The 25995-nt window shown below is 52.0% G+C and carries 23 protein-coding genes; 16 read left to right on the top strand and 7 right to left on the bottom strand.

Annotated features, from left to right (window positions below; translation table 11 throughout):
* Positions 1-113: 113 nt before the first annotated feature.
* Both JNJ77_07190 and JNJ77_07185 read right to left on the bottom strand, forming a co-directional pair.
* Positions 114-1508, bottom strand: coding sequence for a hypothetical protein (locus JNJ77_07190; protein MBL8822356.1), 1395 nt, complete (start codon positions 1506-1508; stop codon positions 114-116).
* A 418-nt stretch (positions 1509-1926) separates the two neighbouring features.
* A complete protein-coding gene (locus tag JNJ77_07185) occupies positions 1927-2142 on the bottom strand; it encodes a hypothetical protein (GenBank protein MBL8822355.1) in 216 nt (71 codons plus the stop codon).
* A gap of 167 nt (positions 2143-2309) precedes the next feature.
* Here JNJ77_07185 and JNJ77_07180 point away from each other — a divergent pair, with 167 nt between their 5' ends.
* Together JNJ77_07180 and JNJ77_07175 are read left to right on the top strand one after the other, a co-directional pair.
* Positions 2310-3851, top strand: coding sequence for an MBL fold metallo-hydrolase (locus JNJ77_07180; GenBank protein ID MBL8822354.1), 1542 nt, complete (start codon positions 2310-2312; stop codon positions 3849-3851).
* Between the two features lie 30 nt (positions 3852-3881).
* A complete protein-coding gene (locus JNJ77_07175; protein MBL8822353.1) occupies positions 3882-4352 on the top strand; it encodes a hypothetical protein in 471 nt (156 codons plus the stop codon).
* 204 nt (positions 4353-4556) lie between these two features.
* On the opposite strand, the gene JNJ77_07170 is transcribed toward JNJ77_07175, so the two are convergent.
* The 4 genes from JNJ77_07170 to JNJ77_07155 form a co-directional block, all read right to left on the bottom strand.
* Positions 4557-7703 carry a multidrug efflux RND transporter permease subunit gene (locus tag JNJ77_07170; GenBank protein ID MBL8822352.1) on the bottom strand — a complete coding sequence of 1049 codons (3147 nt, stop codon included), beginning with the start codon at positions 7701-7703 and terminating at the stop codon, positions 4557-4559.
* A gap of 36 nt (positions 7704-7739) precedes the next feature.
* Positions 7740-9017, bottom strand: coding sequence for an efflux RND transporter periplasmic adaptor subunit (locus tag JNJ77_07165; GenBank protein ID MBL8822351.1), 1278 nt, complete (start codon positions 9015-9017; stop codon positions 7740-7742).
* Positions 9018-9437: 420 nt separating this feature from the next.
* On the bottom strand, positions 9438-9944 hold the full coding sequence (locus JNJ77_07160) for a DUF3568 family protein (protein ID MBL8822350.1): 507 nt from the start codon (positions 9942-9944) through the stop codon (positions 9438-9440).
* A 13-nt stretch (positions 9945-9957) separates the two neighbouring features.
* Positions 9958-10137, bottom strand: coding sequence for a hypothetical protein (locus JNJ77_07155; GenBank protein ID MBL8822349.1), 180 nt, complete (start codon positions 10135-10137; stop codon positions 9958-9960).
* Between the two features lie 289 nt (positions 10138-10426).
* On the opposite strand from JNJ77_07155, the gene JNJ77_07150 reads away from it, so the two are divergent.
* Genes JNJ77_07150 through ppsA form a run of 13 tightly spaced genes read left to right on the top strand, consistent with a single transcriptional unit; the run spans position 10427 to position 23541 of the window.
* Positions 10427-10858 (top strand): Crp/Fnr family transcriptional regulator, encoded by a 432-nt coding sequence (locus JNJ77_07150; GenBank protein ID MBL8822348.1) that lies wholly within the window; start codon positions 10427-10429, stop codon positions 10856-10858.
* Positions 10858-11994 (top strand): 4Fe-4S dicluster domain-containing protein, encoded by a 1137-nt coding sequence (locus tag JNJ77_07145; protein MBL8822347.1) that lies wholly within the window; start codon positions 10858-10860, stop codon positions 11992-11994. The genes JNJ77_07150 and JNJ77_07145 overlap by 1 nt, the downstream gene beginning before the upstream one ends.
* Positions 11991-12821 carry an FAD/NAD(P)-binding protein gene (locus JNJ77_07140; protein MBL8822346.1) on the top strand — a complete coding sequence of 277 codons (831 nt, stop codon included), beginning with the start codon at positions 11991-11993 and terminating at the stop codon, positions 12819-12821. Before JNJ77_07145 ends, JNJ77_07140 begins: the two co-directional genes overlap by 4 nt.
* Positions 12821-13633 carry an oxidoreductase gene (locus tag JNJ77_07135; protein ID MBL8822345.1) on the top strand — a complete coding sequence of 271 codons (813 nt, stop codon included), beginning with the start codon at positions 12821-12823 and terminating at the stop codon, positions 13631-13633. Before JNJ77_07140 ends, JNJ77_07135 begins: the two co-directional genes overlap by 1 nt.
* Positions 13630-14925: a Ni/Fe hydrogenase subunit alpha gene (locus JNJ77_07130; protein ID MBL8822344.1), complete on the top strand. Its 1296-nt coding sequence runs from the start codon at positions 13630-13632 to the stop codon at positions 14923-14925. Before JNJ77_07135 ends, JNJ77_07130 begins: the two co-directional genes overlap by 4 nt.
* Before the next feature lie 10 nt (positions 14926-14935).
* Positions 14936-15397 (top strand): hydrogenase maturation protease, encoded by a 462-nt coding sequence (locus JNJ77_07125; protein MBL8822343.1) that lies wholly within the window; start codon positions 14936-14938, stop codon positions 15395-15397.
* A complete protein-coding gene (locus tag JNJ77_07120; GenBank protein MBL8822342.1) occupies positions 15390-15728 on the top strand; it encodes a hydrogenase maturation nickel metallochaperone HypA in 339 nt (112 codons plus the stop codon). Before JNJ77_07125 ends, JNJ77_07120 begins: the two co-directional genes overlap by 8 nt.
* 18 nt (positions 15729-15746) lie before the next feature.
* Positions 15747-16424, top strand: a complete 678-nt coding sequence (gene hypB, locus JNJ77_07115) for a hydrogenase nickel incorporation protein HypB (protein ID MBL8822341.1) — start codon at positions 15747-15749, stop codon at positions 16422-16424.
* Positions 16402-18657, top strand: coding sequence for a carbamoyltransferase HypF (gene hypF / locus JNJ77_07110; protein MBL8822340.1), 2256 nt, complete (start codon positions 16402-16404; stop codon positions 18655-18657). The genes hypB and hypF overlap by 23 nt, the downstream gene beginning before the upstream one ends.
* A gap of 9 nt (positions 18658-18666) precedes the next feature.
* Positions 18667-18948: a HypC/HybG/HupF family hydrogenase formation chaperone gene (locus JNJ77_07105; protein MBL8822339.1), complete on the top strand. Its 282-nt coding sequence runs from the start codon at positions 18667-18669 to the stop codon at positions 18946-18948.
* Positions 18935-20032 carry a hydrogenase formation protein HypD gene (gene hypD / locus JNJ77_07100; GenBank protein MBL8822338.1) on the top strand — a complete coding sequence of 366 codons (1098 nt, stop codon included), beginning with the start codon at positions 18935-18937 and terminating at the stop codon, positions 20030-20032. Before JNJ77_07105 ends, hypD begins: the two co-directional genes overlap by 14 nt.
* Positions 20033-20045: 13 nt before the next feature.
* Entirely contained in the window at positions 20046-21098 is a 1053-nt protein-coding gene (hypE, locus tag JNJ77_07095; protein ID MBL8822337.1) for a hydrogenase expression/formation protein HypE, read from the top strand.
* A gap of 13 nt (positions 21099-21111) precedes the next feature.
* Positions 21112-23541: a phosphoenolpyruvate synthase gene (ppsA, locus tag JNJ77_07090; protein ID MBL8822336.1), complete on the top strand. Its 2430-nt coding sequence runs from the start codon at positions 21112-21114 to the stop codon at positions 23539-23541.
* Here ppsA and JNJ77_07085 read toward each other — a convergent pair.
* Positions 23513-24877 (bottom strand): hypothetical protein, encoded by a 1365-nt coding sequence (locus JNJ77_07085; GenBank protein ID MBL8822335.1) that lies wholly within the window; start codon positions 24875-24877, stop codon positions 23513-23515. The genes ppsA and JNJ77_07085 overlap by 29 nt on opposite strands.
* Before the next feature lie 235 nt (positions 24878-25112).
* Here JNJ77_07085 and JNJ77_07080 point away from each other — a divergent pair, with 235 nt between their 5' ends.
* Positions 25113-25973 (top strand): universal stress protein, encoded by an 861-nt coding sequence (locus JNJ77_07080; protein ID MBL8822334.1) that lies wholly within the window; start codon positions 25113-25115, stop codon positions 25971-25973.
* The last annotated feature ends 22 nt before the right edge of the window (positions 25974-25995 follow it).

The following is a 25995-nucleotide window of genomic DNA, read 5'->3' as shown; positions in this document are numbered from 1 at the left end:
TGGGAACCGGTAACAATGGTTCAATCAATGCCCAGAGTTGATCATCCAAAATCGGTTTGGCCATAGCAGTGCTCCTTGCTCGCCAAACTTATAGCCTGACTGGACGAGAAGCACTAGCTCATTTTGTTAGATGCTCTAAATCTTCTTCTCCGCAACACAAAGATAATCCATAACAACAAGGGAAGCATTCCCGCCACGCGTGGCAACCAGATCGCCCACCAGGAAAGTGGTTTGATCGGCAGATCGTACACCGCCAGTTGTACTTCGGATTGACTATCATTGCCGCAAACCAGATATCGCCCATCGGTGGAGGTACGTTGCCATACTCCCTGCTGCTGAAGTAACTTCTGTCCGCTGGCAAGATCAAGAACGCTGCGCAAAGTCTTTGGCCCCAAAGGGACATGTCTAAGCCACGGATAGCGATTCACCCAATTGTGCCATTGAGGCACAATTGAATCTCTACCTTCAGACACAAATAGCTGTTTCTGATTTGGTATCACGCCAAATTCTATGTTGTTCGCATGCTCACCAAGGTCGCAGTTTTCGAGAATTATACCTGCTCTACCATATATGGAGAGTTTGCTCGACTTGTTTCCAGCTGTAGAGTTTTCAGTGGTCTGCAACACTGCCCAATCTTTCCCATGAGGTGCTACACGTACTTCTGACGGAAATGGCGAAGAACGAAGATTTAACAACGACAACGTTCTCGTGTTCAGGATATACCAGCGCGGGTTGCGTGAATTGCGCGAAGCAGCCCATAGTGTGGTGGGGTCTTCAAAATTAGTATGAATCAGCACATTTTCTGAATCAATCCAGTCCATGCTTGGAGACTTGATCTCAGGCCATTCCCTGACAATTTTCCCTGTACGATAGTTAAATAATCGAAGACCAGGCATTTTGGCATCCAGCTGTGCCTTGGCTACCGGAGTTCTGTGAGTCTTAAGGAGATATTCGCTGACAACGCCATGGTTAAAATATGGTGAATGGAGGATATGTTCGCCATCTTCCAACAGCTTGGCATGTCCCCAGCCTGAGATAATGCCTGGCATGGCCTGTTCCCCGATAAGCATCTGATCGCTTGTTCGATACACTCGAAACAGAGGAATGAACTTGAAGAGTTGACCTCCAAGCCTGGATGTAAACACACTCGAGAGTAGCATCGATGTGTTCGTGTTTCCTAACTGTTGAAAAGGTTCAAGCGACATTTTGCTCATGACAGCTGAATAAGTACCACTCGGTGAGACAAGCGGTGTTGATTCTGCAGTGGTAAAGCCCGGCAACTTGGTGCGTGTTTGCAATTGTGGATTAATGTGGTGCAAATGAAATTTGCCTGCTGGGCGACCTATCACAAGGGTATCTACATCCGAGTTGTTAGAGACATATCTTCCCCAGCCGCTATCTGGTCGATGAGTGTCAAAAGAAAATACCATCTCGCCATCACTCAAGCGGTGATACGCAGAAGTGCTACCGGAATTATCGTAGTAAACAACATTCAACCATGGTCCCAACAGATTCCAGGTAACTTGCCTCGGCTCTTCCTTCAATGTCAGTCGATAGCGTGGCTGAGGCTCCATCATGGCGACTAGCTGGAACCAGATAAACCAGCCGCAACCGCCAGCCAGCAACAGGAGCAGGCAGTGCCAACCGAAACGACCTCGTGGCAACAAAGTTGGCTTCATGTTGCACATTTCCTCATTGGTCATCGCTCTTTGGAGCATTAGACAATTCGGCTTGATTCTAGGCGATCACCACAGAATGATCCCACAGAAATGCTTCTTCGACAATATCGTGTAGGGAATTATCTCCGCCGATTGAGTCAAACAGTCCTCCGTCTCCCCAGGTGTTGTCTGGAGAACCACAAACCTGTTCATGTGTCATTTGACCATTTTCATAGAGTTGATACCAGGACTCCATACAGTTGTCGTACTAGTAAAAGAATGCCACACCACTAACCTCCGAGAAGTATGCAGCTATCCGACGAAGTTCGTCTGCTGCATCAGGATGGCCTTTGGCATACACGCCATAAATACTGTCGTTGAGCAGAACCAATCGAAGAGGTAAGTGCGAATGAATTGAAGCAAACATGGCACGAGCTTCCGTTTCGCTAGTGCGAATCAGCACTCCGTGAAATGCAAAACTCATGTTTTCCTCAGTCTGTGTAGTTCCTGCATATATCGTCACTTCCGACTGGAATGAACAAAACCACGGAACATGATGTATGCCCGTGGCTGCCAAAGGAAGCATACTCCCATACGTCGCAGTTCCTGTAAGCTATACTACTACGGTACTTAACGCTCCTGGTGTGGAACATGATCACCCGACGTCGATTTCTTGGCTCCGTGGCTGGCTCGCTGGCAGTTACGCAGGCTTTCGCTCATGCCCGTCATCAGCCGAAGAGGTATCCGAAGCTCACTTTTTACGGTTCCACGCAGCAGGTCTCCGGCTCGTGTCATCTGCTCGAATGCAGCAAGGGATTGTTTCTCGTTGATTGCGGCATGTTTCAAGCTGATCTGCCAGAGCCAGAGAAGGATAATGTCGAGTTTCCGTTTGATCCGAAAGACGTGAAGGCTGTCTTTCTGACGCACGCTCATATCGATCATTCAGGCCGGCTACCTTTGCTTTGCTCCAAGGGTTTTACTGGGCCGATTTACTGCACGGATGCGACACGTGACATCACCAAGGTCATGCTCGAATCGTCCATGAGCATTATGGAAGACAACCGCGATGAACGTGAACCGCTGGGTTCCATTGAAAACGTGGCTCAGGTGCTTAAGCAGATTGTTGCAGTGCCTTACAATCGCAAGTTTGAAAAGCATGGCATGACACTGCGGTACACCGATGCCGGCCACATTCTCGGCTCCTCCATGGTGGAGTTCTGGGTGGAAGGGGTGAAACTTCTCTTCACGGGCGACATGGGGCCGGATCATACGCCTATTCTGTGCAAGCCGACACAACACTACGGAGCCGATGCGGTACTGTTTGAATCAACATATGGCCCCTCGGCACGAGACTTTGTCAGCTTCGATGCGTTTGGCAAGCGACTTAACGACATCATTAATAATGGCGGATCGGTTTTGCTGCCCTCTTTCGGCCTGCACAAAACGCAATGCCTGATTTTCGTGCTGCACGATCTGATGCAGAAGCGTATTTTGAGCCAGGATATTCCCATTTTCTGCGATTCATCTTCGGCCCAGAGGGCGACCCAGATTTATTCGAAGTACAAAGAGTATTACGATCCGGATGCTCTGAAGCAGTCGAAACAGGAAGGCGGCCTGTTCTACCGCAATCGTTATCGCGATGCGCGAGGCGATGAAACGCTGGCTCGCCATACGATGAAAAACAGCGAGCCGGCGATTTATCTCTCCACCAGCGGTATGCTCGACCATGCCATGTCGCCCAAGCATCTGCTCAAAATAGCAGGCAGTGAAAAGAACGCGGTTTTCCTGGTCGGCTTTCAAGCCCCTGGCTCTGTTGGCGCCAAGCTGCAGGCTGGTGAAAGAAAGATCGAGATTCCGTGGGAAGAACGACGGGGCGATAAGTTCGAACGCGAGATGAAGGAAACAGAAGTGAAACTGCAGGTTGAAAAAGTCACTGGGTTTTCGAGCCATGCACGCGGACAGCAGATTCTGGAGTGGCTGGGACAATTCACTTCGGTGGGGCAGGCCTTCGTGGTGCATGGCGACAAGGACCGTGCTACTGGCTTGGCCGATGCTGCACGCAAGATGGATGTGCAGGCCAAGGCTCCCAAGCGGGGCGAAAGCTTCATTATTGAGCCAGGCCATCGAACCAAACCAGGTGCTGTGCCGGCACTTGACACGAGACCGGTAGCTCCTTCCGCTATCGACAAGTAACATAACCTAAGCAATCAAAAGGTCATTCACATGCTGTACACCTCACTCCTGTTTCTTACGCTGTTCATCGTTGTCGATCATCCGCCTGAAGATGACAAGATCAAAAGCGAAAACCAGGCGAATGGCATCAGGCCGCCTGCTGCTGATTTTCTGCTGACCCAGGCTGGCAAGAAGAAGGCAGGCGAAAAAGAAGCGATTCCCGCTTCGGATGTTAAAGCCATTGAAGCGAAGAAGGATGAGGAAGCGGTGGTACGTGGCGTGGTGAATGAAGTGTTCATTCCAAGGTCAGGCACGATTGCCATTCTGAACTTTGGTAAAGACAACAAGAAATGCTTCAAGGCGGTTGTTTATAAAGGCGATTTTGAAAAGTGGGAAGGCGGCGCGGATGGTATCAAGAAGAAATATCAGGGTAAAACGGTAACCGTGGAAGGCAAAGTCAGCATGTATCAGGGGTTACCCCAGATTGCCGTGAAGACCCCTTCGCAGTTCAAGGTGCAGTGAGGTTGATAGCTATTAGACTTATAAATCATAACCAGGGTTCAATCTGATTTCAGATTGAACCCGGTTGTGTTTCTAAACAGATATCATGGTAGTAGAATTTGTAATCCGTTTGCCGATGCGGGTTCTCTCTGGGTTGCGTGGCACCGAACTGTTTTACTGCACAAATCAGTGCGGGATTTGTAATTACAAGGGGGAGAAATTCAACTAATGCGTGGTATCCGGTGTTTTGGGTACATCCACGATCTTCTTCGGCGGACCGCTGATGAGTTCGATGAAGCTTTGAATGGCAACATAGAAAGCGGGGACGAAAAAGACAGCCAGTACGGTGGAAGTAATCATGCCGCCGAAGACTGCGGTGCCCAGGGCTTGTCGGCTGGCCGCTGCGGCGCCGCGAGCCCAGACTAAAGGCATGACGCCGAGGATGAATGCGAAGCTGGTCATGAGAATCGGGCGGAAACGCATTTTAGCTGCTTCAATGGCAGCTTCGAGAATAGTTTTACCCGACAGACGTAACTCGCGGGCAAACTCGACGATCAAAATGGCATTCTTACTGGCCAGTGCAATGATCAACACCACGCCAATCTGGGTGTAGATGTTGTTATCCATACCCCGGATGTTGACCGCTGCGACCACGCCCAGTAAGCCGAGCGGTACCACGAGAATCACTGCCAGCGGAAGAATCCAGCTTTCATATTGTGCAGCCAGCACCAGGTAAACGAGGAAGACAGCCAGACTGAAGACGATCACTGCCTCACCGCTGATGCGTTTTTCCTGGAAGGCAATTCCAGTCCATTCGAATCCCATGGAGCGAGGCAACACTTCGCCGGCAATATCTTCCATGGTTTTCAACGCTTCGCCCGAACTGACGCCTGGTGCCGAGCCGCCATTGATGGATGCTGCACGATAGAGGTTGTATCGAGCTATGGACTGTGGGCCGATGCGGTTCTCGACATCGAGCAGTGTGGCCAAGGGAACGCGGCCACCGGTGCGGTTGCGAACTTCCAAGCGACGCAGTTTGCTCGGATCGCCTCGGAATGCAGCATCCGCCTGCACACGCACCTGGTAGGTTCGGTCGAACTTGTTGAAATCATTCACGTAGACCGAGCCGAGGTTTGCCTGCAGCGTCGCAAAGACATCACTGAGCAGAACGCCCATGCGTTCAGCCTTGGTGCGGTCAATGTTCAGATATATCTGAGGCACACCGGCGCGGAAAGTGGATGCCGCCATGCCGATTTCTGGTCGTTTTTTGGCAGCGTCCAGTATGGCCTGTGTACGTTCCTGCAGAATATCTGGGCCAACGCCTTCCTTGTCTTCGACCATCATCTGGAACCCACCGGATACGCCAAGCCCCTGAATGGAGGGCGGAACCAATACCAGGACAAAGGGTTCCTGAATCTTAGCGAACTCCATCTGCAGTTGGCGAACTAGCGATTCCTGGGAAAGCTCCGGCGTGGTGCGTTCCGACCAGTCGGACCAGGCAGCGAAGGCGGTGGCGGCATTGGGGGCGCTGGTGCCTTCCAGCATGGAGAAACCGCCAATCACAAACCAGTGCTGCACTCCCTTGGTGCTGGCGAAGACCTTGTTCATGCGTTCCATCACATCGTGCGTGCGATCCAGCGACGCTGCATCGGGCAGATTGATCGAGATCATGACATAGCCCTGATCTTCAGTAGGCAAAAAGCCTGTCGGCGTTCGCTGATACCACCAGGCGGTAAAACCAGCCAGGCCGGCAAAGAGCAATAGAACAATAACCCAGACTTTGACCAGTTGCCTGATGCACCAGGTGTAACCCCATTCAATGGGGCGATAGACGAAATCAAATATCCTGGTGAAGATGTTCTTGCCAGTATGAGGCCTGAGGTAAGTTGCACACTGAGCAGGCTTCAGGGTTAATGCATTGATGGCACTGATGATGGCGGTGGCAGCAATAGTGAGAGCAAACTGGCGATAGAGCTGGCCGGTGATGCCACCCATGAAAGCGGTTGGCAGGAACACCGCCATCAAAACCAATGTGATGGAGATCACCGGGCCCGTCACTTCGGACATGGCTTTGATGGTAGCTTCACGTGGGGCGAGGCCCCGTTCGATATGATGTGCAGCATTTTCCACAATCACGATGGCATCATCCACCACGATGCCGATGGCCAATACCAGGCCAAACAGTGTCAACATGTTCACTGAAAAGCCCAGCATCGGCATGAAGGCGAATGCGCCGATAATGGTGACAGGTACGGTGGTGGCTGGAACGAGCAAGGCCCGCCAACTTTGCAGGAAGACGAGGATGACTATGAGCACCAGCACACCTGCTTCAAACAAGGTCACATAGACTTCGCGAATAGCGGCATCGACGAACTTGGTAGTGTCAAAGGGAATCGCGTATTCCATTCCATCAGGAAGCGTTGGCTTGATGCGTTCCATGGCAACCCGGATAGCCTTGGAGACATTGATGGCATTGGAGCCTGGCAACTGATAAATCAGAATGTTGGCAGAGTCATTGCCATTGCGGGAAGCGAATGAATCGTAGGTCTGCGCGCCGAGCTCCACCCGGGCAATGTCACGGAGATAGACTACCTGACCAGCGATGCTGGATTTGATGACGATCTTCTCGAACTGTTCCGGATCGGTGAGTCGCCCCAGAGTGGTCACTGTCATCTGGAACCGCTGGCCATCGGGAGTGGGAGGCTGTCCGATCTGGCCGGCTGCTACCTGAATGTTCTGACGGGCGAGGGCAGCTGTCACATCCTGGGTAGTAAGTTGCCGGGCGGCAAGTTTGTCGGGATCGAGCCAGACACGCATGGCATAAGAACCGACGCCGCGAACCATGACATCACCCACACCTTCGACACGGCTGAGTTCATCACGCAATCGCAACGTCGCATAGTTGGAAAGGAACAGGCTGTCGTACTTCTTGCTCGGCGAAGTGAGGGATACTGCCAGCACGATGTTGGAAGATTGCTTCTTCACCGAAAGGCCTTGCCTGCGCACTTCTTCGGGAAGGCTTGGCTCGGCAATGGAGACGCGATTCTGAATCAGCACCTGGGCATCATCGAGATTGGTGCCAATTTCAAAAGTAATGGTCAGTGCATAGGAGCCATCAGCAGAACTGGTGGAGGACATGTACATCATGTTCTCGGTGCCATTTACCTGTTGTTCAATAGGAGCGGCTACCGTGTCGGCAACCACTTTGGCATTAGCGCCAGGGTATACTGCGCTGACAACCACCGTGGGCGGCGTGATGGCGGGGTAGCGTTCCACGGGCAGCCGATAGAGTGCTACTAGACCAAAGAGAATCGTGATGACCGCGATAACGTTGGCGAAGACAGGTCGGTCGATAAAGAACCGCGAAAACATAGATGAATCCTGAATGCTAGGGAATGAAACGAACGATTACTTCGCCTTAGGTGGCGGTTTCAATACCTGCATTTCTGGAGTGACGGGTAAGCCGGGTCTTGCTTTGGTCAAGCCGTTGATCACTACCTTGTCTTCAGGAGACAAACCACTGGTGATGGAGATGACCGATGTGACAGAGACAGGTTTCGCCTCTTTCTTTTCAGGATTCGGCTGTGCAGCTTCGAGCGTCCAGCCGAGTGGATCATCTTTTTTCGGAAGGGCAGATTTCCAGATGGCTGGGCCGATGGTGACCGTTCGCTTCTGAACCACATTGCCCTCGCCCAGCACATAGACATAACGACCTTCCTGGCCGGTCATGAGTGCATCTTCGGGAATCACCGGGATGGATCGGGCATCTCCAAAAGGCACGCGGACACGGGCAAACAACCCTGGATACAGAAGACGAGCGTTGCCAGGCGGAACGCGAGGATTGTCAACCCGACCGCGAATGCGGACCGTGCCGGTGCCTGAATCGACGCGGTTCTCACGGAAGTCGATGAACCCAGGATGCGGGAAACCCTGTTCTGTGGCGACGCCAATATCCAGAGGCAGCTTTCTGCTCAGCACTTCGGCCTGCTGGCCAGCCTGCAATGCCCGCTGATATTCGACGAGATCGCGTTCGGGAATGTCGAAATAGACATAGAGTGGATCCATGCTGACGATGGTGGTCAGCATGGTGTTGTCATTCTGTCCAACGAGGTTACCGCGGGTGACTTGGGTTCGGCTGATCTGCCCTTTAATAGGTGCTCGTATTTCGGTGAAATCCAATTGCAGTTGACTGGCTTCCTTTGCTGCCTCGGTCTGTCTCAGTGTTGCCTGGGCAGCATCCTTGGCTGCAACACGCTGTTCAAACTCCTCTTCGCTGACAGCGCCTGTTGTCCGAAGTTTTGCCACGCGTTCTTCTTCCTTGACTGCTCGTTTCAATTCGGTTTCGGCCTTCTGCCTGTCTGCTTCGGCTCTCTTGACAGCGGCAACGTACTCTCGCGGATCAATCTGAAAGAGCAGACTGTCTTTCTGAACTTCGTCGCCTTCCTTGAACAGTATTTCGTTAAGAAACCCTTTGACGCGAGCAGTGATCTGGACCGATTCCACCGCTTCGAGGTTGCCGTTATATTCGTTGTACATCTGCACGTTCTGCAGAACGGGTTGGGAAACAGAAACAACAGGGGGAGGCGGCTGGGGAGGTGCTTGTCGTTCTTTCTGGCAGCCGGTGGAGAGAGTGAAGATGCCCGGTGCCAGCAGGAGGAGGAATCGAATCAGTTTTGATGGGCTCAATTCAGATCTCCAATGCTTGATGATACCATCATTGTAAGCAGAGGCTTCGCAGTAACCAAGTTGATTGCAGAGTATGAATGATTGGTGAATGAAGTGGTGGGACGAGACGTTGCGATTCGATAATTTTGCGGTGATGGTGTGAAGGGTGAGAGTAATATTATCATGCAGTTTGATAAATGATCCAGGAATTGGTGAATGGTTGGAGCTCTGATACTTGACCGCACCCTGGCAACGTCCATTAAGTATAAGAAACGAAGGCCTCGAATCCTGGGCAGCGAAACCAATGGACCGAGTCCATGAACTGGTCTGGTCCGTAACGAGAGAGACAAATTGTATTACTTCAAGAAATCATTGATGTGGCATCCTGCCAATGCAGGAATGCCACCCTTTTCATAGAAGCAGTAAGATGCTTCATGAAGCTTAGGGTGGCAGTGTTTGTGAACCAGTTGCGGTAGCAGGCTTCCATTGGGGGCCTGTCGCAGGTGGTGGCGTGGCATTTGAGGTGCTCGTCGCAGGTGGCGGCGGAGCCACTGTTGAATTCAATGGAGGCAAACGATTGGCTGGTGGAGCTGTGACATTCTGGCCAACAATGTGTGACTGAATCTGCTGCTGAATCTTCTGGCTTTGTGCTTGATCGCCAAAGGTACCAACGCGTACGTTCACTTCGGTCTGATGGCTGTCGCTTGCCATGATACGAGGCTGCTCTTCCAGATCGATGCTGATGCTGGTGCCATCTGGCAGGCTTGATTTGATGGTGCCTTTCAGCCCTTCATGATGTTCACTGATCACCGGCAAAGCCAGATCGCTGAGCGCTGACTTGGCAGCCTGCCAGGTTCTGCCGAATTCTGCGGCGTGCATCTGCGAATAATTGCCCTGGTAATAGGCATACGCTCCGGCTCCAGCTACGGCACCCGCAGCAGCCAGCATGCATCCGCTAAGACTAACGCTGAGCAGGAACAGAGACAGCCATAGTACTACCCGGCATCTGCACCTGGACTTTTTCACAGTGATAGTCATCGTCATCCTCCCAGATCCAGCGCCAATCGGTGACGTAACACCCAGAACTTCCCGTTGCCAAGAGGAACAGCACTGAACTCAACAGCCATCGAATTCCAGACATGATCCGCCCCCTCGCAATACGATGGTTCGGCACCATAGCAGGAATCAACAAGGGTGCAAGGCCAGTCTGAAGCGATAGGCAAAAACGCGAGGCTGAAGCAGCAATGGCATCAGTTTTATGGTGAAGACTCCTGCATACTACGACTGATCGCTTACCAGTACTCAAGTGTTCCTTCTTGCAAGTTGCACCCAAATTCATCACAATGGCATCCTGATTCTTTATTCCTGCTGGTCTCGTTTGCCTTATGGACATTTCTGCAACTTTACGAACAGTTCCATTACTGGAGGGGATGTCCGATCATCATCTGCATCGGCTTGCAGCCTCGGCAGTGGTGCAGCATTATGCCTCTTCAACAACTTTGTTTCAGGAGAATATGAGTCACCATACCTTTTATCTGGTGGTGGAAGGAACTGTGGCTCTGGATATCCACATCCCGCGGCGTGGACTGAAACGGGTGCTGAGCGTTGGTCCGGGAGAAATACTGGCATGGTCAGCTCTTTTAGGAAATGGTGTAATGACTACTTCTGCTGTCACCATCGTGCCCGCCACGTTAATCGCCTGGCCAGCAGAGAAGTTTCTGGCACTGTGCCAGGCAGATCACGAAATCGGCTTCCTCATGATGCAGCGTATCGCACAGGCACTATCGAGGCGACTGACTGCTACCCGCCTGCAACTGCTCGATATGTATGCTGAGAATGAACCCGTAGTTCAAGTTCACTGATGAAACCACAGTTCCTCGCCAATGCTGAACTTCAGTCGCTGATCGATCTGCTGATCGTACAGGGTTATCAGGTCGTTGGCCCCACCCTCAGCCAGGATGCCATTGTCTATGATGCCCTACAAAGTGTTGGCGAGTTGCCTCGAGGCTGGACGGATGAACAACAGCCAGGCCACTACAGGCTGAAGAAACGGGAAGATGATCAATATTTCGGGTTTGTGGTAGGCCCGCATTCCTGGAAGAAATACCTGTTTCCACCAAGCATCAAAGTGGGCACAGCTATCAGAGTGCAACTAGGCTGGAAAATGGAAACACCTGAGCCAGTTGTGCAGAAACTCGCCTTGCTGGGCATGCGCGCTTGCGAATTGGCAGCGCTGGCTGTGCAGGATCGCGTTTTTCTGCATGGCCCCTATGTCGATCCATATTACCAGGCCCAGCGGGAGAATCTATTCCTGATTGCTGTCAACTGCACCCAGGCTGCATCCACCTGTTTCTGCACCTCGATGAACACGGGGCCACGTTGCACCTCCGGTTTCGATTTGGGCCTTACGGAACTCAGCGATGGCTTCATTGTTGAAGTGGGAACCACATTGGGTGAAACCATTGCGAAACAACTCCACTCATACGAGGCTACCGCGGAACAGTTAAGGCAAGGGGAAGAAGCCAGAGCACAGGCGGAACGTCAGATCAGCAAGCAAATGGATACCGATGGTATACGCGATATACTCCTGAATAACCTGAATCATCCACGATGGGAACTTGTCGCTCAGCGATGTTTATCCTGTGCCAACTGCACGATGGTCTGCCCAACGTGTTTCTGTTCAACTGTCTCGGAAGTGACCGATCTTCAGTCCGAGCAAGTGGACCGTGTCCGACGCTGGGATTCCTGTTTCAATACCGATTTGAGCTATACCAACGGTGGAACGGTACGGAAAACGATTCACGACCGTTACCGTCAGTGGATGACACATAAGCTGGCAAGCTGGCATGACCAGTTTGGCACATCGGGCTGCGTTGGCTGTGGCAGATGTATCACCTGGTGCCCGGTAGGAATCGATATTACCGAAGAGGTTACCGCTATTCGCAAGTCGATTTCACTGCCCATGCTGCATGTCGCAACGGGGGGCAATTCGACATGATACATTCCGGCAATCCCTGGCAGCCTGCACCTGCCAGGCTGGTCAGAGTCCATGAAGAGATAACTGGTGTCAGCACATTTGATTTTGTGCTGGATGGAGTACAGCATCCCTTCACCTATGCACCCGGGCAGTTCAATATGCTGTATGTGCCCGGTGTTGGCGAGGCAGCTATTTCTCTCAGTGGGATGACCGGCCCGGTGCTGCATCATACGATTCGGGAAGCAGGCAATGTAACGCATGCCATTACACAGTTAAAGCCTGGCATGTCCATTGGTATGCGTGGACCATTCGGCACTGCCTGGCCTATGGATCAGTGCCATGGCAAAGATATTATCGTGGTTGCGGGTGGAATTGGACTGGCACCGGTGCGGCCAGTCATTCATGCCGTGCTGCAGGAACCCCAACGTTTTGGCAAGTTGACGATCTTGCATGGTGCTCGTAGCCCGGCAGGCTTGCTCTATGGCCGTGAATATGACAACTGGAGAAATCAAGGCATTCAAGTTGAAGTTATAGTTGATCGGGCTGATGAATATTGGAACGGACAAGTGGGGGTGATCACTCAATTACTGGACAGGCTGGCGGTGACAGACCCTGCGGAAACTGTCCTGATGACCTGTGGCCCGGAAGTCATGATGCATTTTGTCGCCAAGGCGGCTATGTCGAAGAGCATACCGGAAGGCCAGATCTGGCTTTCACTCGAAAGACATATGAATTGTGCCATCGGTCATTGTGGTCATTGTCAGCTTGGAGGAACTTTTGTCTGCAAGGATGGTCCTGTTTTCCGATATGATCACATCAGGCCGCTGATGGCCGTGGAGGGGCTCTGATGAGCCACCTGGCTGAATCCAAACTCAAACTGGCTGTCTTCAAATTCGCGTCCTGCGATGGTTGCCAATTGTCGCTCCTTGACTGTGAAGATGAGCTTTTGACAGTCGCCGGACTGGTGGAGATTGCTTACTTTCTTGAGGCCAGCAGTACCATTGTCAAGGGACCTTACGATATTACTCTGGTAGAGGGTTCCATCACCACGCCACATGATCAGCAGCGCATTCAGGAGATTCGCAGGCAATCGAAGATTCTTATCACCATTGGAGCCTGTGCCACTTCGGGAGGTATTCAGGCTCTGCGGAACTGGGGCGATCACCAGGAGTTTCTCAAGGCAGTCTACGCCAGGCCTGATTACATCTCCAGCCTGGCAAGCTCCACTGCCATTGCTGATCATGTCAAAGTGGAATATGAACTGCGTGGCTGTCCGATCAATCGGCATCAATTGCTCGATGTCATTCGCAGCTTGCTGGCAGGCAGCAAACCCAGGCTGCCTGCTTACGGCGTCTGCGTGGAATGCAAGCTGCGTGGAACGGTCTGCATTGCTGTTGCCCGCGGAGTTCCCTGCCTGGGGCCGTTGACACAGGCAGGATGCGGGGCCATCTGCCCTGCGTATGATCGAGGCTGCTACACCTGTTTTGGCCCTGCTTATCAGGCTAATGCCCGAAGCCTGATTCAACACTATCGATCGCAAGGCATCACAGGCGATAGCCTCATCCCATTGTTACGCAACTACAATGCCCATGCTCCGGAGTTTCGGGACATCAGCAGCAGATTAGATGGCAAATTCCCACTACCGATGACAGGCACATGACACCATCGAGAACCATTCAAGTCAATGCACTTACCCGTGTCGAAGGGGAAGGGGGGTTGCACATACGGCTCAAGGGCAATGTGATTGAAGATCTTCAACTGGCTATCTATGAACCTCCACGATTCTTTGAAGCATTTCTTCGAGGCAGGCCACTGAACGAAGTACCCGATGTGGTGGCCCGTATCTGCGGGATCTGCCCGATTGCCTACCAGATGACGGCAGTGCATGCCATGGAGAACGCGTTGTCTATCACAGTTCCACACGAAATCAGGCAACTGCGCAGGCTGTTATACTGTGGCGAATGGATCGAAAGCCATGTGTTGCACGTGCATTTGCTGCATGCACCTGACTATTTCGGCTGCACCAGCGGCATTCAACTGGCTGAACGGTTTCCGCAGGAGGTTACACGCGGGTTGCGACTGAAAAAGCATGGCAACGAGTTGTTGGAAATACTGGGTGGCAGAGCCATCCACCCGATCAATGTGGCGGTTGGCGGATTCTATCGAGTTCCACGGCGTGAAGAACTGGCCAGGCTGATTCCTGATTTCCAGTGGGGGCTGGAGGCTGCAGTGGCTGCGACACGGTGGGTCGCTGCATTTCCAATTCCAGAAATGTCGCGTCCGTATGATATGGTTGCGCTCGTGCATCCAGATGAGTATCCAATGAACGAAGGCAATATCTGTTCTACTACAGGATTAAATCTGCCTTTTGATGAATATGAAAACGTGTTTGAAGAGGAACAGGTGCAACACAGCACCGCATTGCATTCTGTATACAAACAAACCCGAGCCTGTTACCATGTCGGCCCGTTGGCACGGGTGAATCTCAACTTCGATATGCTCTCGCCAATGGCACAACAGGTTGCAGCAGAAGTGGGATTTACTGTGCCCTGCAACAACCCCTTCCAATCGATCATAGCCCGATGTCTGGAGGTGGTGCATGCTTATGAGGAGGCACTGGATATTCTCCAAAACTATCGGCCATTTGCGCCTGCTCGCCAGAATGCAGCTTATCAGAAGGCGGAAGGTTGTGCAGCCACCGAGGCGCCACGGGGCCTGATTTATCACCGTTATCAGGTAGATGAACAGGGTAAGGTCACCTTTGCTAAGATCGTTCCTCCCACTTCACAAAATCAAAGGCAGATGGAAGATGATCTTCGTGAATATCTACCTCGTCTGATACATCTTGCAGACGCTCAGGTTGCCAGCGAATGCGAACGGCTGATTCGCTGTTATGATCCGTGCATCAGTTGCTCGACGCATTTCCTCAAGCTTACGGTGGATCGTGGCTGAAAAAAGGCCTATGCGTTTATTGATTGGCCTGGGCAGCCATCATGGCGATGACCAGGTAGGCTGGAAACTCGCGGAGGATCTGGGCCGATTGGCTGACCTTCCCTTTCGACAGGCGGCAATACCTGCGGGCCTGTTGCACTGGCTGAATGGTGTTGATCAGCTCTATGTATTTGATGCTTGCCAGAGTGGTGGAACACCGGGCCAGGTATATCGGTGGCAGTGTGGGGCACATGGTCAATTTCTCGAAGGAATCATTCCCGGCGTGAAGTCGCTGCGTTCGATGAATACCCATCAACTCAGCCTGCCCGACACACTGTCACTGGCTCATCGTTTGGAAATGCTGCCTCGCCGTGTTGTCATCTGGGGAATTGAGGGGAAAAGCTTTGAAACAGGCCAGCCTCTGTCTTCAGAGATAACTGCTCTGCTGCCTGACATCCTGCGTCAACTGGCCAGTGAACTCGACCATGCATGAACGATCATTGATGCTGGCTCTCCTCAAGCAGGTAAGCTCCATTCAGGAAGAATATGGGGGAGCTGCAGTGCTGGAAATTGCTGTTGAAGCGGGCAGCTTAAGTGGTGTCGAGCCAGAGTTATTACATGAAGCATTTCGGGAATTTGTAACACAGCACCCACAAGCGAATTTAACTGTGAAGACAGGATTGGTGACAGCACGTTGTAAATCCTGCGAACATAAGTGGGCCATGGAGAAATTTGCTTCGGAATGCCCGGCATGCCAGTCTTCGTCGGTACAGATTACCGGGGGTGATGCGTTTCAGCTGCTTTATGTTAAACTCATGGAATGAGGATTTGAAAGACTGCTCATGAAGATTCTGGTAGACAAACCTGTTTTAAGCGAACAGCAGGCGCATGCAGACGGGCTTCGTCAGACGTGGACCAATCAGGGTACGCTGGTGGTTCATCTCGTTTCATCACCCGGTGCTGGCAAAACGAGCCTGCTGGAAGCAACGGCTCGACACTGGAACGGCCGATTCCGCATGGCAGTACTGGTTGGCGATATCGCCACGGAACGTGATGCAGAACGACTGTTGCGCTATGCCCCCACCCAGCAACTGACGACTGGAGGCGCGTGCCACTTGAACACTACACTGGTTGAACAAGGCTGGCTGAAGTTGCCTGCTCAGCCTTACGATTTTCTCTTCATCGAAAACGTTGGCAACCTGGTCTGCCCAGCGTCTTTTGATCTTGGTGAACACCATCGCGTGGTGCTACTCAGCGTTACCGAGGGGGACGACAAGCCGGGCAAATATCCGAAAATGTTTCGTACCAGTCAGGCGCTCGTTCTCAGTAAGTGCGATCTACTGCCTCATGTTCCCTTTTCGGTGGAGGCTGCAGAACGTGATGCTCATCGTATTCAACCTGACCTGACTGTACTGACATTATCTGCCTGGAAGAACACCGGTATCGATGCCTGGTGCAGCTATCTGGAAACCCAGCGACAGCGGATTACAACTTCACATGCCACATGCCGCATTTCCTGACCGCATGGCCAGGCGAGTGTTACTGCAGGGACAAGTGCAGGGAATTGGCCTGCGACCTGCGGTATTGCGCTGGGCATCAGCCTGCAATATCTTCGGCTGGGTAGCCAACGAACCTTCCGGCGTAGTGATGCATGCGGAGGGCAATGGGGTCAACATGCATCGCTTTCTGATGGGGCTAGCCAGCCAGTTGCCAGATGAAGCAGTAATTTCAGATCAGATTACGAAAGAAGTGTATCCAGAAGGGCATCGTCGCTTCGATGTTCATGCAGGTTCGATCGTATCTACCCTCCGGGCACGCGTACCTCACGATACTGTCATATGCGGGCAATGCCTGCAAGAAGTTCTGTGCGGGAACGATTCCCGACGACAAAACTATCTGTTCAATAATTGTGCCCAGTGTGGTCCACGTTTTTCGATTCTGCATTCGATGCCTTTCGAGCGAGAGCATACGAGCATGAAGCGGTTTCCGTTGTGCCTGGAGTGCAGGAACGAGTTTACTGCTTCATCTGATCGTCGATTCCATGCCCAAACCATGTCGTGCGTGCATTGTGGTCCGACTTTGTCTGGAGCAGAGTTACACGATTCTCGAACGGCCGTCGATGCTGGTGCAACACTCATCAGAAATGGCGGAATTCTTGCACTCAAAGGAATCGGCGGCTACCAGTTGATTTGTGATGCCACCAGCGATCTTGCCGTATTAACGCTTCGCCAGCGTAAAGGCAGAGTCAGCAAACCACTCGCGGTCATGGTCAGAGATCTGAAAGCAGCATCAACTCTGGCAGACATGACAGGAAATGAAAAGGCACTCACCAGTCGTGCTGGCCCTCTTGTTCTCTGCCGGGCTCATACTGTCAATGGATTATCAAATCATGTCCATCCCGGTTTGAATGAAGTGGGCATCATGCTGCCGACCACCGCCTGCCATTATCTGCTCTGTTCAGCGGTAGATCATCCTCTCGTTATTACCAGTGGCAACCGCGAAGGGGAACCGCTGGCTTATACTCCCTCTGCGGCGGCTGAACAGCTTGGCAACATCAGTGATCAGATGCTGAATCATGATCGTGATATTGTCCGTCCCATCGATGACAGTGTCGTACGCTGCATGGCTAATCGGATGAGTGTGATCCGCCTGGGTCGGGGGTTGGCTCCTCATACTTTGCCTGTCAACATCACACTGCCACTGGTTGCCCTGGGGGGGCATCAGAAAGTGGCGATGGCGTTATGTAATCGAGAGCAATCGATACTCGGCCCGCATATCGGGGATATGGATACCGTTGCCGGTCAATCACGATTCGTGGAACAGTATCGGCAGTTGTGCCAGCTATATCATTGTGAGCCAGGCCATCTGGTGCATGATCTGCATCCCGACTACTTTACCACCCGCTGGGCAGAACAACAGGCAACGCCGAGGCTTGCAGTACAGCATCACCACGCTCATATGGTTGCTGCCATGCTGGAACATGGCTGGCTAGGCAAGACCGTGCTGGGTATTGCATTCGATGGCACTGGCTATGGGGGGGATGGCAGTATTTGGGGCGGAGAGGTCTTGATGGCAAATGTCACTGAAGCCAGACGACTGGCTCACCTACGACCATTTACACTGCCCGGCGGTGAGATGGCGGTCAAGCAGCCAGGCCGTGTGACACTTTCCTTACTTAGCCAACTGTACGATCATCATGAACTGATCAATGTGCTACAGCAGCGCCAGGTAGAAGAGCCTTATCAGCCATGGTTGCCTTTGCTCGATGTGCCTCAGTTGCATGTGCAGACAACCAGTGTTGGCAGGCTTTTTGATGGCATTGCCTGTCTGCTGCTTTCACGGTTTGAAGCACATTATGAAGGCGAACCAGCCATGCTGCTGGAAGCCTGTTGCGATCGCTCTGCTACGGGCAGCTATTGCTTTCCAATTAACAGCCATGAACTCGACTGGCGCCCCATGCTGCACGAAATTCTCCATGATATGCAGCAAGGTCAGCAACCAGGCACGATTGCGATGCGCTTTCACCGGAGCGTTGCAGAGACGATTGTTGCGATCATTCGAAGCTATCCATCATATCCGGTAGTGCTTGCTGGCGGCTGTTTTCAGAACAAGATTCTGGTTGAACTGGTCAATGAACTGCTTGATGATAATAGCCGGATAGGTTTACCAGGGATGATTCCCTGCAATGATGGTGGTCTGGCTGCAGGGCAACTCGTGGTGGCTGCTGCACGGCTGAACTGTCTTTCACTTTGAGGAGTTGTTATGTGCCTGGGAATTCCCGGCGAAGTAACGCGATGGATCGACCGCGATCCGCTACTGGCCAGGGCAGAAGTGCGGTTTGGTGAATTGTCCCGTGTCTGTCACTTGGCGTGCGTGCCCGAAGCGGAGATAGGAGATTACGTCATCGTCCATGCTGGCATAGCCATCAGCAAGGTCAACCCAGATGAGGCACGCCGCCTGTTTGATGAACTTGACCAGTTTGCATTACGCGAAGAGTTGGCAACCGAGATACCACCAGCGGGCGACATTCATGAAATACCTTGATGAATATCGTGACCGGGATCAGGCTCATCAATGGATAACACGCATCCAGCGTTTAGCCAGTCGCCGCTGGGTGCTGATGGAAGTCTGTGGCGGTCAGACGCATAGCCTGCTTAAATATGGAATTGAATCGGCACTAAAGGATGACATCGAACTGGTACATGGCCCCGGCTGCCCAGTCTGCGTTACTCCCATTGGGGTGCTGGATCAGGCGCAGGAGTTAGCCAGGCAGCCTGACATCACGCTGTGCAGCTTTGGCGACATGTTGCGTGTGCCAGGTTCTACCTCCTCTTTGCTTCAAACACGTGCTCAGGGTGGAACTGTCAAAATGGTCTACTCGCCGCTGGAGGCAGTGAGTTTCGCTGAGCAGCACCCTGAAAGACAAGTGGTCTTTTTTGCTGTGGGGTTTGAGACTACAACTCCTGCTACTGCACTGGCAGTGCTTCAGGCACATCAACTCTGTCTTAAGAATTTTTCCCTGTTGGTACATCATGTGCGTGTTCAGCCAGCCATGGAGGCGATCATGCAATTGCCTGAGGTGCGCGTGCAGGCATTCCTGGCTGCAGGCCATGTCTGTACCGTCATGGGTTACGACACCTATGCGTCCTTTGTGGAGAAATACCAGGTACCAGTGGTTGTCACCGGATTTGAGCCACTCGATCTGCTGGCTGGTATTCACGAATGTATCAGGCAATTGGAATCGGGTAATGCCCAGACATCTAACCAATACCCTCGCAGTGTTCGTCTTGAAGGAAATCTGTCAGCCCGGCAATTGATTGATCAGGTTTATGAAGTGAATGATCAGGAATGGCGTGGGTTGGGAGAAATACCGGAAAGTGGCTATAGATTACGGGCTAAATGGGAGCAGTTCAATGCAGGCAAACGGTTTGGCATGATGCCGGCCAAAGTGCAGAATGATGCAAGTTTGTGTCAAGCGGGAGAAGTTCTTTCCGGACAGATGCGGCCAACGGAATGCCCCAGTTTTGGCAAGGCATGTACGCCCGAAACTCCAATGGGCGCTCCAATGGTTTCCTCAGAAGGGGCGTGTGCTGCCTACTATCGTTATCGTTTGCCGATCATCACCTGACAGGAATGACTCGATGGCCCACCCTGCCTGGTTACTTAATTGTCCGGTGAGCGTATCCGCACAGTCCGACTGTGTCACACTCGCTCATGGCGAGGGTGGCAGGCTCATGCGGCGTTTACTGGATCAAATAGTACATCCCAGCCTGGGATGTACTTTGCCCTTTGCCGATGCTGCTATTCTGCAGCCAGCAGGCAACAGGCTTGCGTTCAGCACTGATAGCTATGTGGTTTCCCCCATCTTTTTCCCTGGTGGCGATATTGGTTCACTTGCAGTGTATGGCACCTGTAATGATCTCGCAGTGAGTGGCGCCATTCCACGTTGGCTGAGCCTTTCCCTGATTCTGGAGGAAGGCTTGCCAATAGCTGTGCTGGAGAAAGTTCTCCATAGCATCGCCCAAACCACAGCCGAGTGCCAGGTGCAGATTATCACCGGAGATACCAAGGTGGTACCGCATGGTGAAGCGGATGGAATTTTCCTAAATACTACAGGCATTGGGGAGTTGATGGAACCTGTTCCACCTGGAGCAGAGTCGCTACAGGAAGGAGATGTCTTGATAACGTCCGGCCACATTGGCCGGCATGGCATTGCCATTCTTGCTGCACGTGAGCAACTTGATTTCCACCCTGCACCCAGCAGTGATGGAGCATTGTTGCTCCCTGCCATCAGTGCATTGCGAACTGGAATTGGCAGCGAAGTGCGTGCCATGCGTGATGCCACCCGTGGCGGAATCACTGCTGTACTGCATGAATGGGCAATAGCCAGCCAGAAGACGCTATTCGTTGATGAAAGTTGCATCCCGATTGATGCAGTTACCCGCAGCGCCTGTGAACTGCTGGGATTAGAGCCTCTGCATCTGGCATGCGAAGGAACAATGCTGATGGCAGTTTCAGCACAACATGCCGAAGAGGCAGTTTCGATACTTCGCAAGGTTGAAATCTCACGTCACGCTGCGATCATTGGCAGAGTTGAGTCTCGTGCTGTAACTCCCGTGATTATTCGCCGAACCTTGGGGCGGGAACAATCACTGGATGAACCCAGTGGTTCGCCGCTACCCCGCATCTGCTGAAAAAGGAGCCAATATGTCCCGATATATTAGCTGGTTTTCCGAACTCTCCATCGCAGATGTACCACTGGTCGGAGGCAAGAATGCTTCATTGGGAGAGATGTACCGGGAACTGACGCCTCAAGGGATTGCTATTCCGAATGGGTTTGCAGTCACCGCGGATGGTTACCGTGCAGTGATAAAAGAAGGCAGACTGGCCGAAGTTCTAAAGCGATACCTTAAAGGGCTTGATACCGGTAATCTGGCTGACCTGGCAGAACGTGGCCGAGCCATTCGCGATGCCATTCTGAATACCCCATTACCTGAAGATCTGCAAACTTCCATCGTTGAATCCTATCGGAAATTGGGCAAGGAATTTGGACAGGACCCCGATGTTGCAGTACGTTCCAGCGCTACGGCCGAGGATTTACCCGGCGCGAGTTTCGCCGGTCAGCAAGAATCGTTCCTGAACATTCGCGGCGAGCGGGCATTGCTCGATACGTGCAGACAGTGCCTGGCTTCGCTCTTTACCGATCGCGCGATTTCGTACCGAGTGGATAAGGGATTTGATCACTTTGCAGTCGCGCTTTCAATAGGCGTGCAGAAGATGATTCGTTCAGATTTGGCCTGCTCCGGTGTGCTTTTTACACTCGATACCGAAAGCGGTTTTCCCGATGTCGTCTTGATCAACAGTGCCTTTGGACTAGGTGAAACTATTGTCAAAGGCCGTGTTGCCCCTGATGAGTTTCTCGTCTTCAAGCCCATGCTCGAAAATACTGACCTTATCCCGATTATTAAAAGGCGGATCGGTTCAAAGCATGAAAAAATGATCTACGCCAGCCGCGGCGGTAAAAGTACACGCATCGTGGCTGTGCCACAGGAACAACAGCAGAGCTTGAGTCTGACTGATGATGAAGTGCTGACGCTGGCGCGCTGGGGATGTCTCATCGAGAAGCATTATTCGAATAAGTCGGGACAAGCCGTTCCCATGGATATCGAATGGGCAAAAGACGGGCAAAGTGGCAGGCTCTTTATCCTGCAAGCCCGACCTGAAACAGTTCATGCGATGAAGAAAAAGGCAGAAATTGAAATCTTCGAACTGCAACAGAAGGCAAAGGTCATTCTTCAAGGCAAAAGTGTCGGAGCGCGAATCGGGGCTGGTGCGGTACGCGTTATCCGTAGTACGGAGGAACTGAGTTCATTTCGTCAGGGAGAAGTACTGGTTGCTGACATGACTGATCCCGATTGGGAACCGACGATGAAGATGGCTGCAGCGGTGGTAACCAACCGGGGTGGTCGCACCTGCCATGCTGCCATCGTCAGCCGCGAACTCGGTGTGCCCTGTGTGGTCGGGACGGAACAGGCAACCGCGTTACTAAAGCCAGGCCAGCCTATCACCGTTTCCTGTGCGGATGGGGATGTAGGCAAGGTGTACGATGGCAAGTTGCCCTTTGAGCGTACCACGATTGATGTCAGCAAAATGCCTCGCCCACGAACCAAAGTGATGATGAACCTGGGCGATCCGGATAAGGCCTTTGCTCTTTGCAGCCTTCCCAATGATGGTGTTGGCCTGGCAAGAGAAGAATTTATCATCTCATCCTTTATTCGAGTGCACCCGCTGGCGCTGCTGCGATTCGATGAACTGCCAGCCGGCCAGGACAAGGAAGAGATTGCCCGCCTGACCAGAAATCATCCCAACAAGGCAGACTACTTTGTGGAAAAACTTGCGGAAGGTGTCGGGCAACTGGCAGCAGCATTCTATCCCAGGGATGTCATCGTCCGGCTTTCCGATTTCAAGTCGAACGAATATGCAGGCCTGCTTGGAGGTAAGCCGTTTGAGCCTGATGAAGAAAACCCGATGATAGGTTTCCGTGGCGCCAGCCGGTATTACGATCCCCGCTACCAGGAGGGCTTCCTGCTTGAATGTCAAGCGATGCGGCAAGCCCGTGAAGTAATGGGACTGACCAACATCAAACTGATGATTCCCTTCTGTAGAACGGTCGAAGAAGGAGAAAAGGTTCTTGCCGTAATGGAGAAGGCTGGACTTAAACGTGGACAGCATGGCCTGGAAGTTTATGTCATGTGCGAGATTCCCAGCAATGTGGTGCTTGCGGAAGATTTCGCCCGGATCTTTGATGGTTTCTCGATTGGCTCCAATGATCTTACGCAACTGATCCTTGGGCTGGATCGTGATTCCAGCATTGTGGCACATCTCTTCGATGAGCGCAACCCTGCTGTCATGCGGTTCATTGAAGATGTCATCAAGCGAGTGAAGGCACTCGGGAAGAAGATTGGAATCTGCGGCCAGGCTCCCAGTGATTATCCGGAATTCGCTCAGTTCCTGGTTCGTTGTGGCATTGATTCCATTTCGCTGTCACCCGATACGATACTGAAAACGACTCAGGCGATTCTGGAAATGGAAAAGCAGCAAACCTCGGTTACCAGAAAAGTGCAAAGCGAAAACTGAATAAGTGTGCCATGGTGGGATCTTGATTGATGTCATCCGGCATGGCAGCAGTGTAGTTAAACATCATGCGCATGTAGTTATTGAGATACCAATTGACGCCCAGTGTGAGTTGATACAGATATGCGCCTGCAGGTTCACCGGAGATGGCAGGCGGCATGTTGGGCGAATTGAAATCAGCATAGGAGAATCGCGCCAGTAACTCGACGGCGCCCATCCCTCCACGAGGATCGTCCCTAGTACGAAGTGCAGGGCGTAGTACTTTCACCTGATCAAACGCACCGCGAGTACGATCATATCCCCGGTGTTCACCAGTCAGGAAATAGGTGTAATCGATGTAGAAACCATGCAGGAAGACGGTTCCCGCATTTGTTTGCTGAATGGAAGTAGCAAACCATTCTGCCTGCCAGGACGCAGAGCCGTTTACCCAGGCCGCTTGGAGATTATAAATCTGCTGGCTGTTGGCATTAAAAATTACGGCAGGCAGAAATGGAGATGCAGGATCATCGGAAACCGTCAACAGGTTTGACGCCACACCGGGATCAAAGATTACCAGTCCATCTTTCGGAGAACGTAGGGAGATGGCGGAACCCAGATGCAGCAACTGGAAATTATCATCATCAGGCACATAAACTGGCAAACTGGTAATTCGTCCTGTAAGTGCCCAGGCATCATCATCGCCTTGACTTTGTCCGCCATTATTGGTGCCATCACGAAATACACCCAGTGCAGCTGTCATGCGCTCATCATCAGGCCACCAGTACCCGCATACCCCCCAATTCCGTGTAGGATCCAGTTCATTCAGTGGAGAACGTTCCATGAAAGTCATGAAATTCGTACTGGTATTTCCTTCCAGACTGAACGGCTCACGAAAGTAGCCGACACGTAATTCACGCACCCAGGGAAACATCTGATAGCCAATGAACACATCACGTAGTCTCGGAGTACCTCCAGCCAACTCGACTTCAGAAACCCACCGGGCGACATCGCCAATGGTTCCCTGGGCCCCCAGTCTCATTCGCCGGAAGCCGTAGCCATTCCGCAAATCACCGATGATTTCCTTGCTTTCGCTAGATTGCACGGCCAGGATCGCGTCAGTCTCGATTCGACCACGTACTTTGATGGATTGTGTCAACCAGTCTTCCACTGAATCAGGTCGGCTGTCGGAAGACAGAAAATTCAGCCTTGGCACATTGGGAAATGCAGCATTTGGAAGTGTATTATTTTCGGAAGCAGTCGCAAAAGAGGTTGATGTTGTACGAGTTGCAAAATCCTGCGAGCAGACATCTGATGTATGAAATAATGCGATGAACAAAATCCAGTGCAAACGCCAGTTCATGGATTATTTCGACCTTTGGTCAAATGAGCAACGTGCACCGGGTATGTTAGATAACCAAAAACGATATTAGGTCAAGCTGTGTTTCGCTTAGAACTAAATTGCAACAATTGCATCAGCAGAGTAATAAATTCCAAGCATTTTGTCACAAACAACTTTGTGCACAGGCGTTGAACACTTAACATAATTCCAACTTGATGGTCGGTACGGAATCGGCTTTGATCAACGGAGTTTAACCATGTCCAGCGAAACTGTTCCCAATCGTTTCAGTGAAGTTGCCAAGTATATTCTGCATGCAACGGATTTCTCAGAAGATTCAGAATTCGCCTTTGCTCATGCATTGCGGCTGGCAGTCAACAATCATGCCCGATTGACCATCATGCATGTGAGCAGGGACAAGCATGCGGATTGGGACAGTTTTCCTTCCGTGCGCGAGACGCTCCAGCGGTGGGGGATGCTGGAGCCGGGTGCCCGGCGAGCTGATGTATCCAAACTGGGAATTGAGATCGAGAAAATCAATGTGTATGACACCAGCAATATTGTTGGCGGCATTTCCAGCTATCTGGACAAGGGATCGGTAGATATGCTGGTCCTTGCAACCCGGCAGCGCACGGGATTAGCCAATTGGCTCAAGCCTTCCACTGCTGAACAGGTGTCTCGCAAGATGGCGTTGCCAACGCTCTTTGTGCCTTCAGGAGTACACGGCTGTGTTTCTCCGGATGACGGGCATGTCACATTGGATCATATTCTGATTCCTGTTGATCATACCCCTCCAGCAGGCGGTGCTATTGAACGCGCCCTGCGGGCGCTGACGGCTTTTGGCAAAAATAATGCAACGCTCACTCTGTTGCATGTTGGGGCTGATCAATCCTATCCCCATGTTACTGTACCTGAAGGTCCGTGGAAGGTGGTTAAGATCAGCAGAGAGGGGCGACCAGTTACAGAAATTCTTAATGCTGCAGAAGAGGGTGGTGCCAATCTCATCATTATGGTCACCAAAGGTTCGCAAGGATTTCTCGATATGCTGCGAGGCACAACGACTGAACAGGTACTGCAGAACGCCCACTGCCCGGTGTTATCCATTCCCGCTGATTTTTAATCAACAGATACCATGAGCTCTT

This window comes from Planctomycetia bacterium (genome assembly GCA_016795155.1).
Classification (GTDB): Bacteria; Planctomycetota; Planctomycetia; order Gemmatales; family HRBIN36; genus JAEUIE01.
The sequence above is the reverse complement of the archived record's forward strand: the minus strand, read 5'-3'. Positions and strand labels throughout refer to the sequence as shown.

Bases quoted from the DNA above. Each gene is read 5' to 3' on its own strand.
- JNJ77_07130 (MBL8822344.1), top strand. From the start codon at position 13,630: ATGACACCATCGAGAACCATTCAAGTCAATGCACTTACCCGTGTCGAA.
- JNJ77_07085 (MBL8822335.1), bottom strand. From the start codon at position 24,877: ATGAACTGGCGTTTGCACTGGATTTTGTTCATCGCATTATTTCATACA.
- hypD (MBL8822338.1), top strand. From the start codon at position 18,935: ATGAAATACCTTGATGAATATCGTGACCGGGATCAGGCTCATCAATGG.
- JNJ77_07180 (MBL8822354.1), top strand. From the start codon at position 2,310: ATGATCACCCGACGTCGATTTCTTGGCTCCGTGGCTGGCTCGCTGGCA.
- JNJ77_07135 (MBL8822345.1), top strand. From the start codon at position 12,821: ATGAGCCACCTGGCTGAATCCAAACTCAAACTGGCTGTCTTCAAATTC.
- JNJ77_07155 (MBL8822349.1), bottom strand. From the start codon at position 10,137: ATGTCTGGAATTCGATGGCTGTTGAGTTCAGTGCTGTTCCTCTTGGCA.
- JNJ77_07105 (MBL8822339.1), top strand. From the start codon at position 18,667: ATGTGCCTGGGAATTCCCGGCGAAGTAACGCGATGGATCGACCGCGAT.
- JNJ77_07175 (MBL8822353.1), top strand. From the start codon at position 3,882: ATGCTGTACACCTCACTCCTGTTTCTTACGCTGTTCATCGTTGTCGAT.
- ppsA (MBL8822336.1), top strand. From the start codon at position 21,112: ATGTCCCGATATATTAGCTGGTTTTCCGAACTCTCCATCGCAGATGTA.
- JNJ77_07170 (MBL8822352.1), bottom strand. From the start codon at position 7,703: ATGTTTTCGCGGTTCTTTATCGACCGACCTGTCTTCGCCAACGTTATC.
- JNJ77_07185 (MBL8822355.1), bottom strand. From the start codon at position 2,142: ATGAGTTTTGCATTTCACGGAGTGCTGATTCGCACTAGCGAAACGGAA.
- JNJ77_07125 (MBL8822343.1), top strand. From the start codon at position 14,936: ATGCGTTTATTGATTGGCCTGGGCAGCCATCATGGCGATGACCAGGTA.
- JNJ77_07160 (MBL8822350.1), bottom strand. From the start codon at position 9,944: ATGCTGGCTGCTGCGGGTGCCGTAGCTGGAGCCGGAGCGTATGCCTAT.
- JNJ77_07140 (MBL8822346.1), top strand. From the start codon at position 11,991: ATGATACATTCCGGCAATCCCTGGCAGCCTGCACCTGCCAGGCTGGTC.
- JNJ77_07145 (MBL8822347.1), top strand. From the start codon at position 10,858: ATGAAACCACAGTTCCTCGCCAATGCTGAACTTCAGTCGCTGATCGAT.
- hypF (MBL8822340.1), top strand. From the start codon at position 16,402: ATGCCACATGCCGCATTTCCTGACCGCATGGCCAGGCGAGTGTTACTG.
- JNJ77_07150 (MBL8822348.1), top strand. From the start codon at position 10,427: ATGTCCGATCATCATCTGCATCGGCTTGCAGCCTCGGCAGTGGTGCAG.
- JNJ77_07080 (MBL8822334.1), top strand. From the start codon at position 25,113: ATGTCCAGCGAAACTGTTCCCAATCGTTTCAGTGAAGTTGCCAAGTAT.
- hypB (MBL8822341.1), top strand. From the start codon at position 15,747: ATGAAGATTCTGGTAGACAAACCTGTTTTAAGCGAACAGCAGGCGCAT.
- hypE (MBL8822337.1), top strand. From the start codon at position 20,046: ATGGCCCACCCTGCCTGGTTACTTAATTGTCCGGTGAGCGTATCCGCA.
- JNJ77_07120 (MBL8822342.1), top strand. From the start codon at position 15,390: ATGCATGAACGATCATTGATGCTGGCTCTCCTCAAGCAGGTAAGCTCC.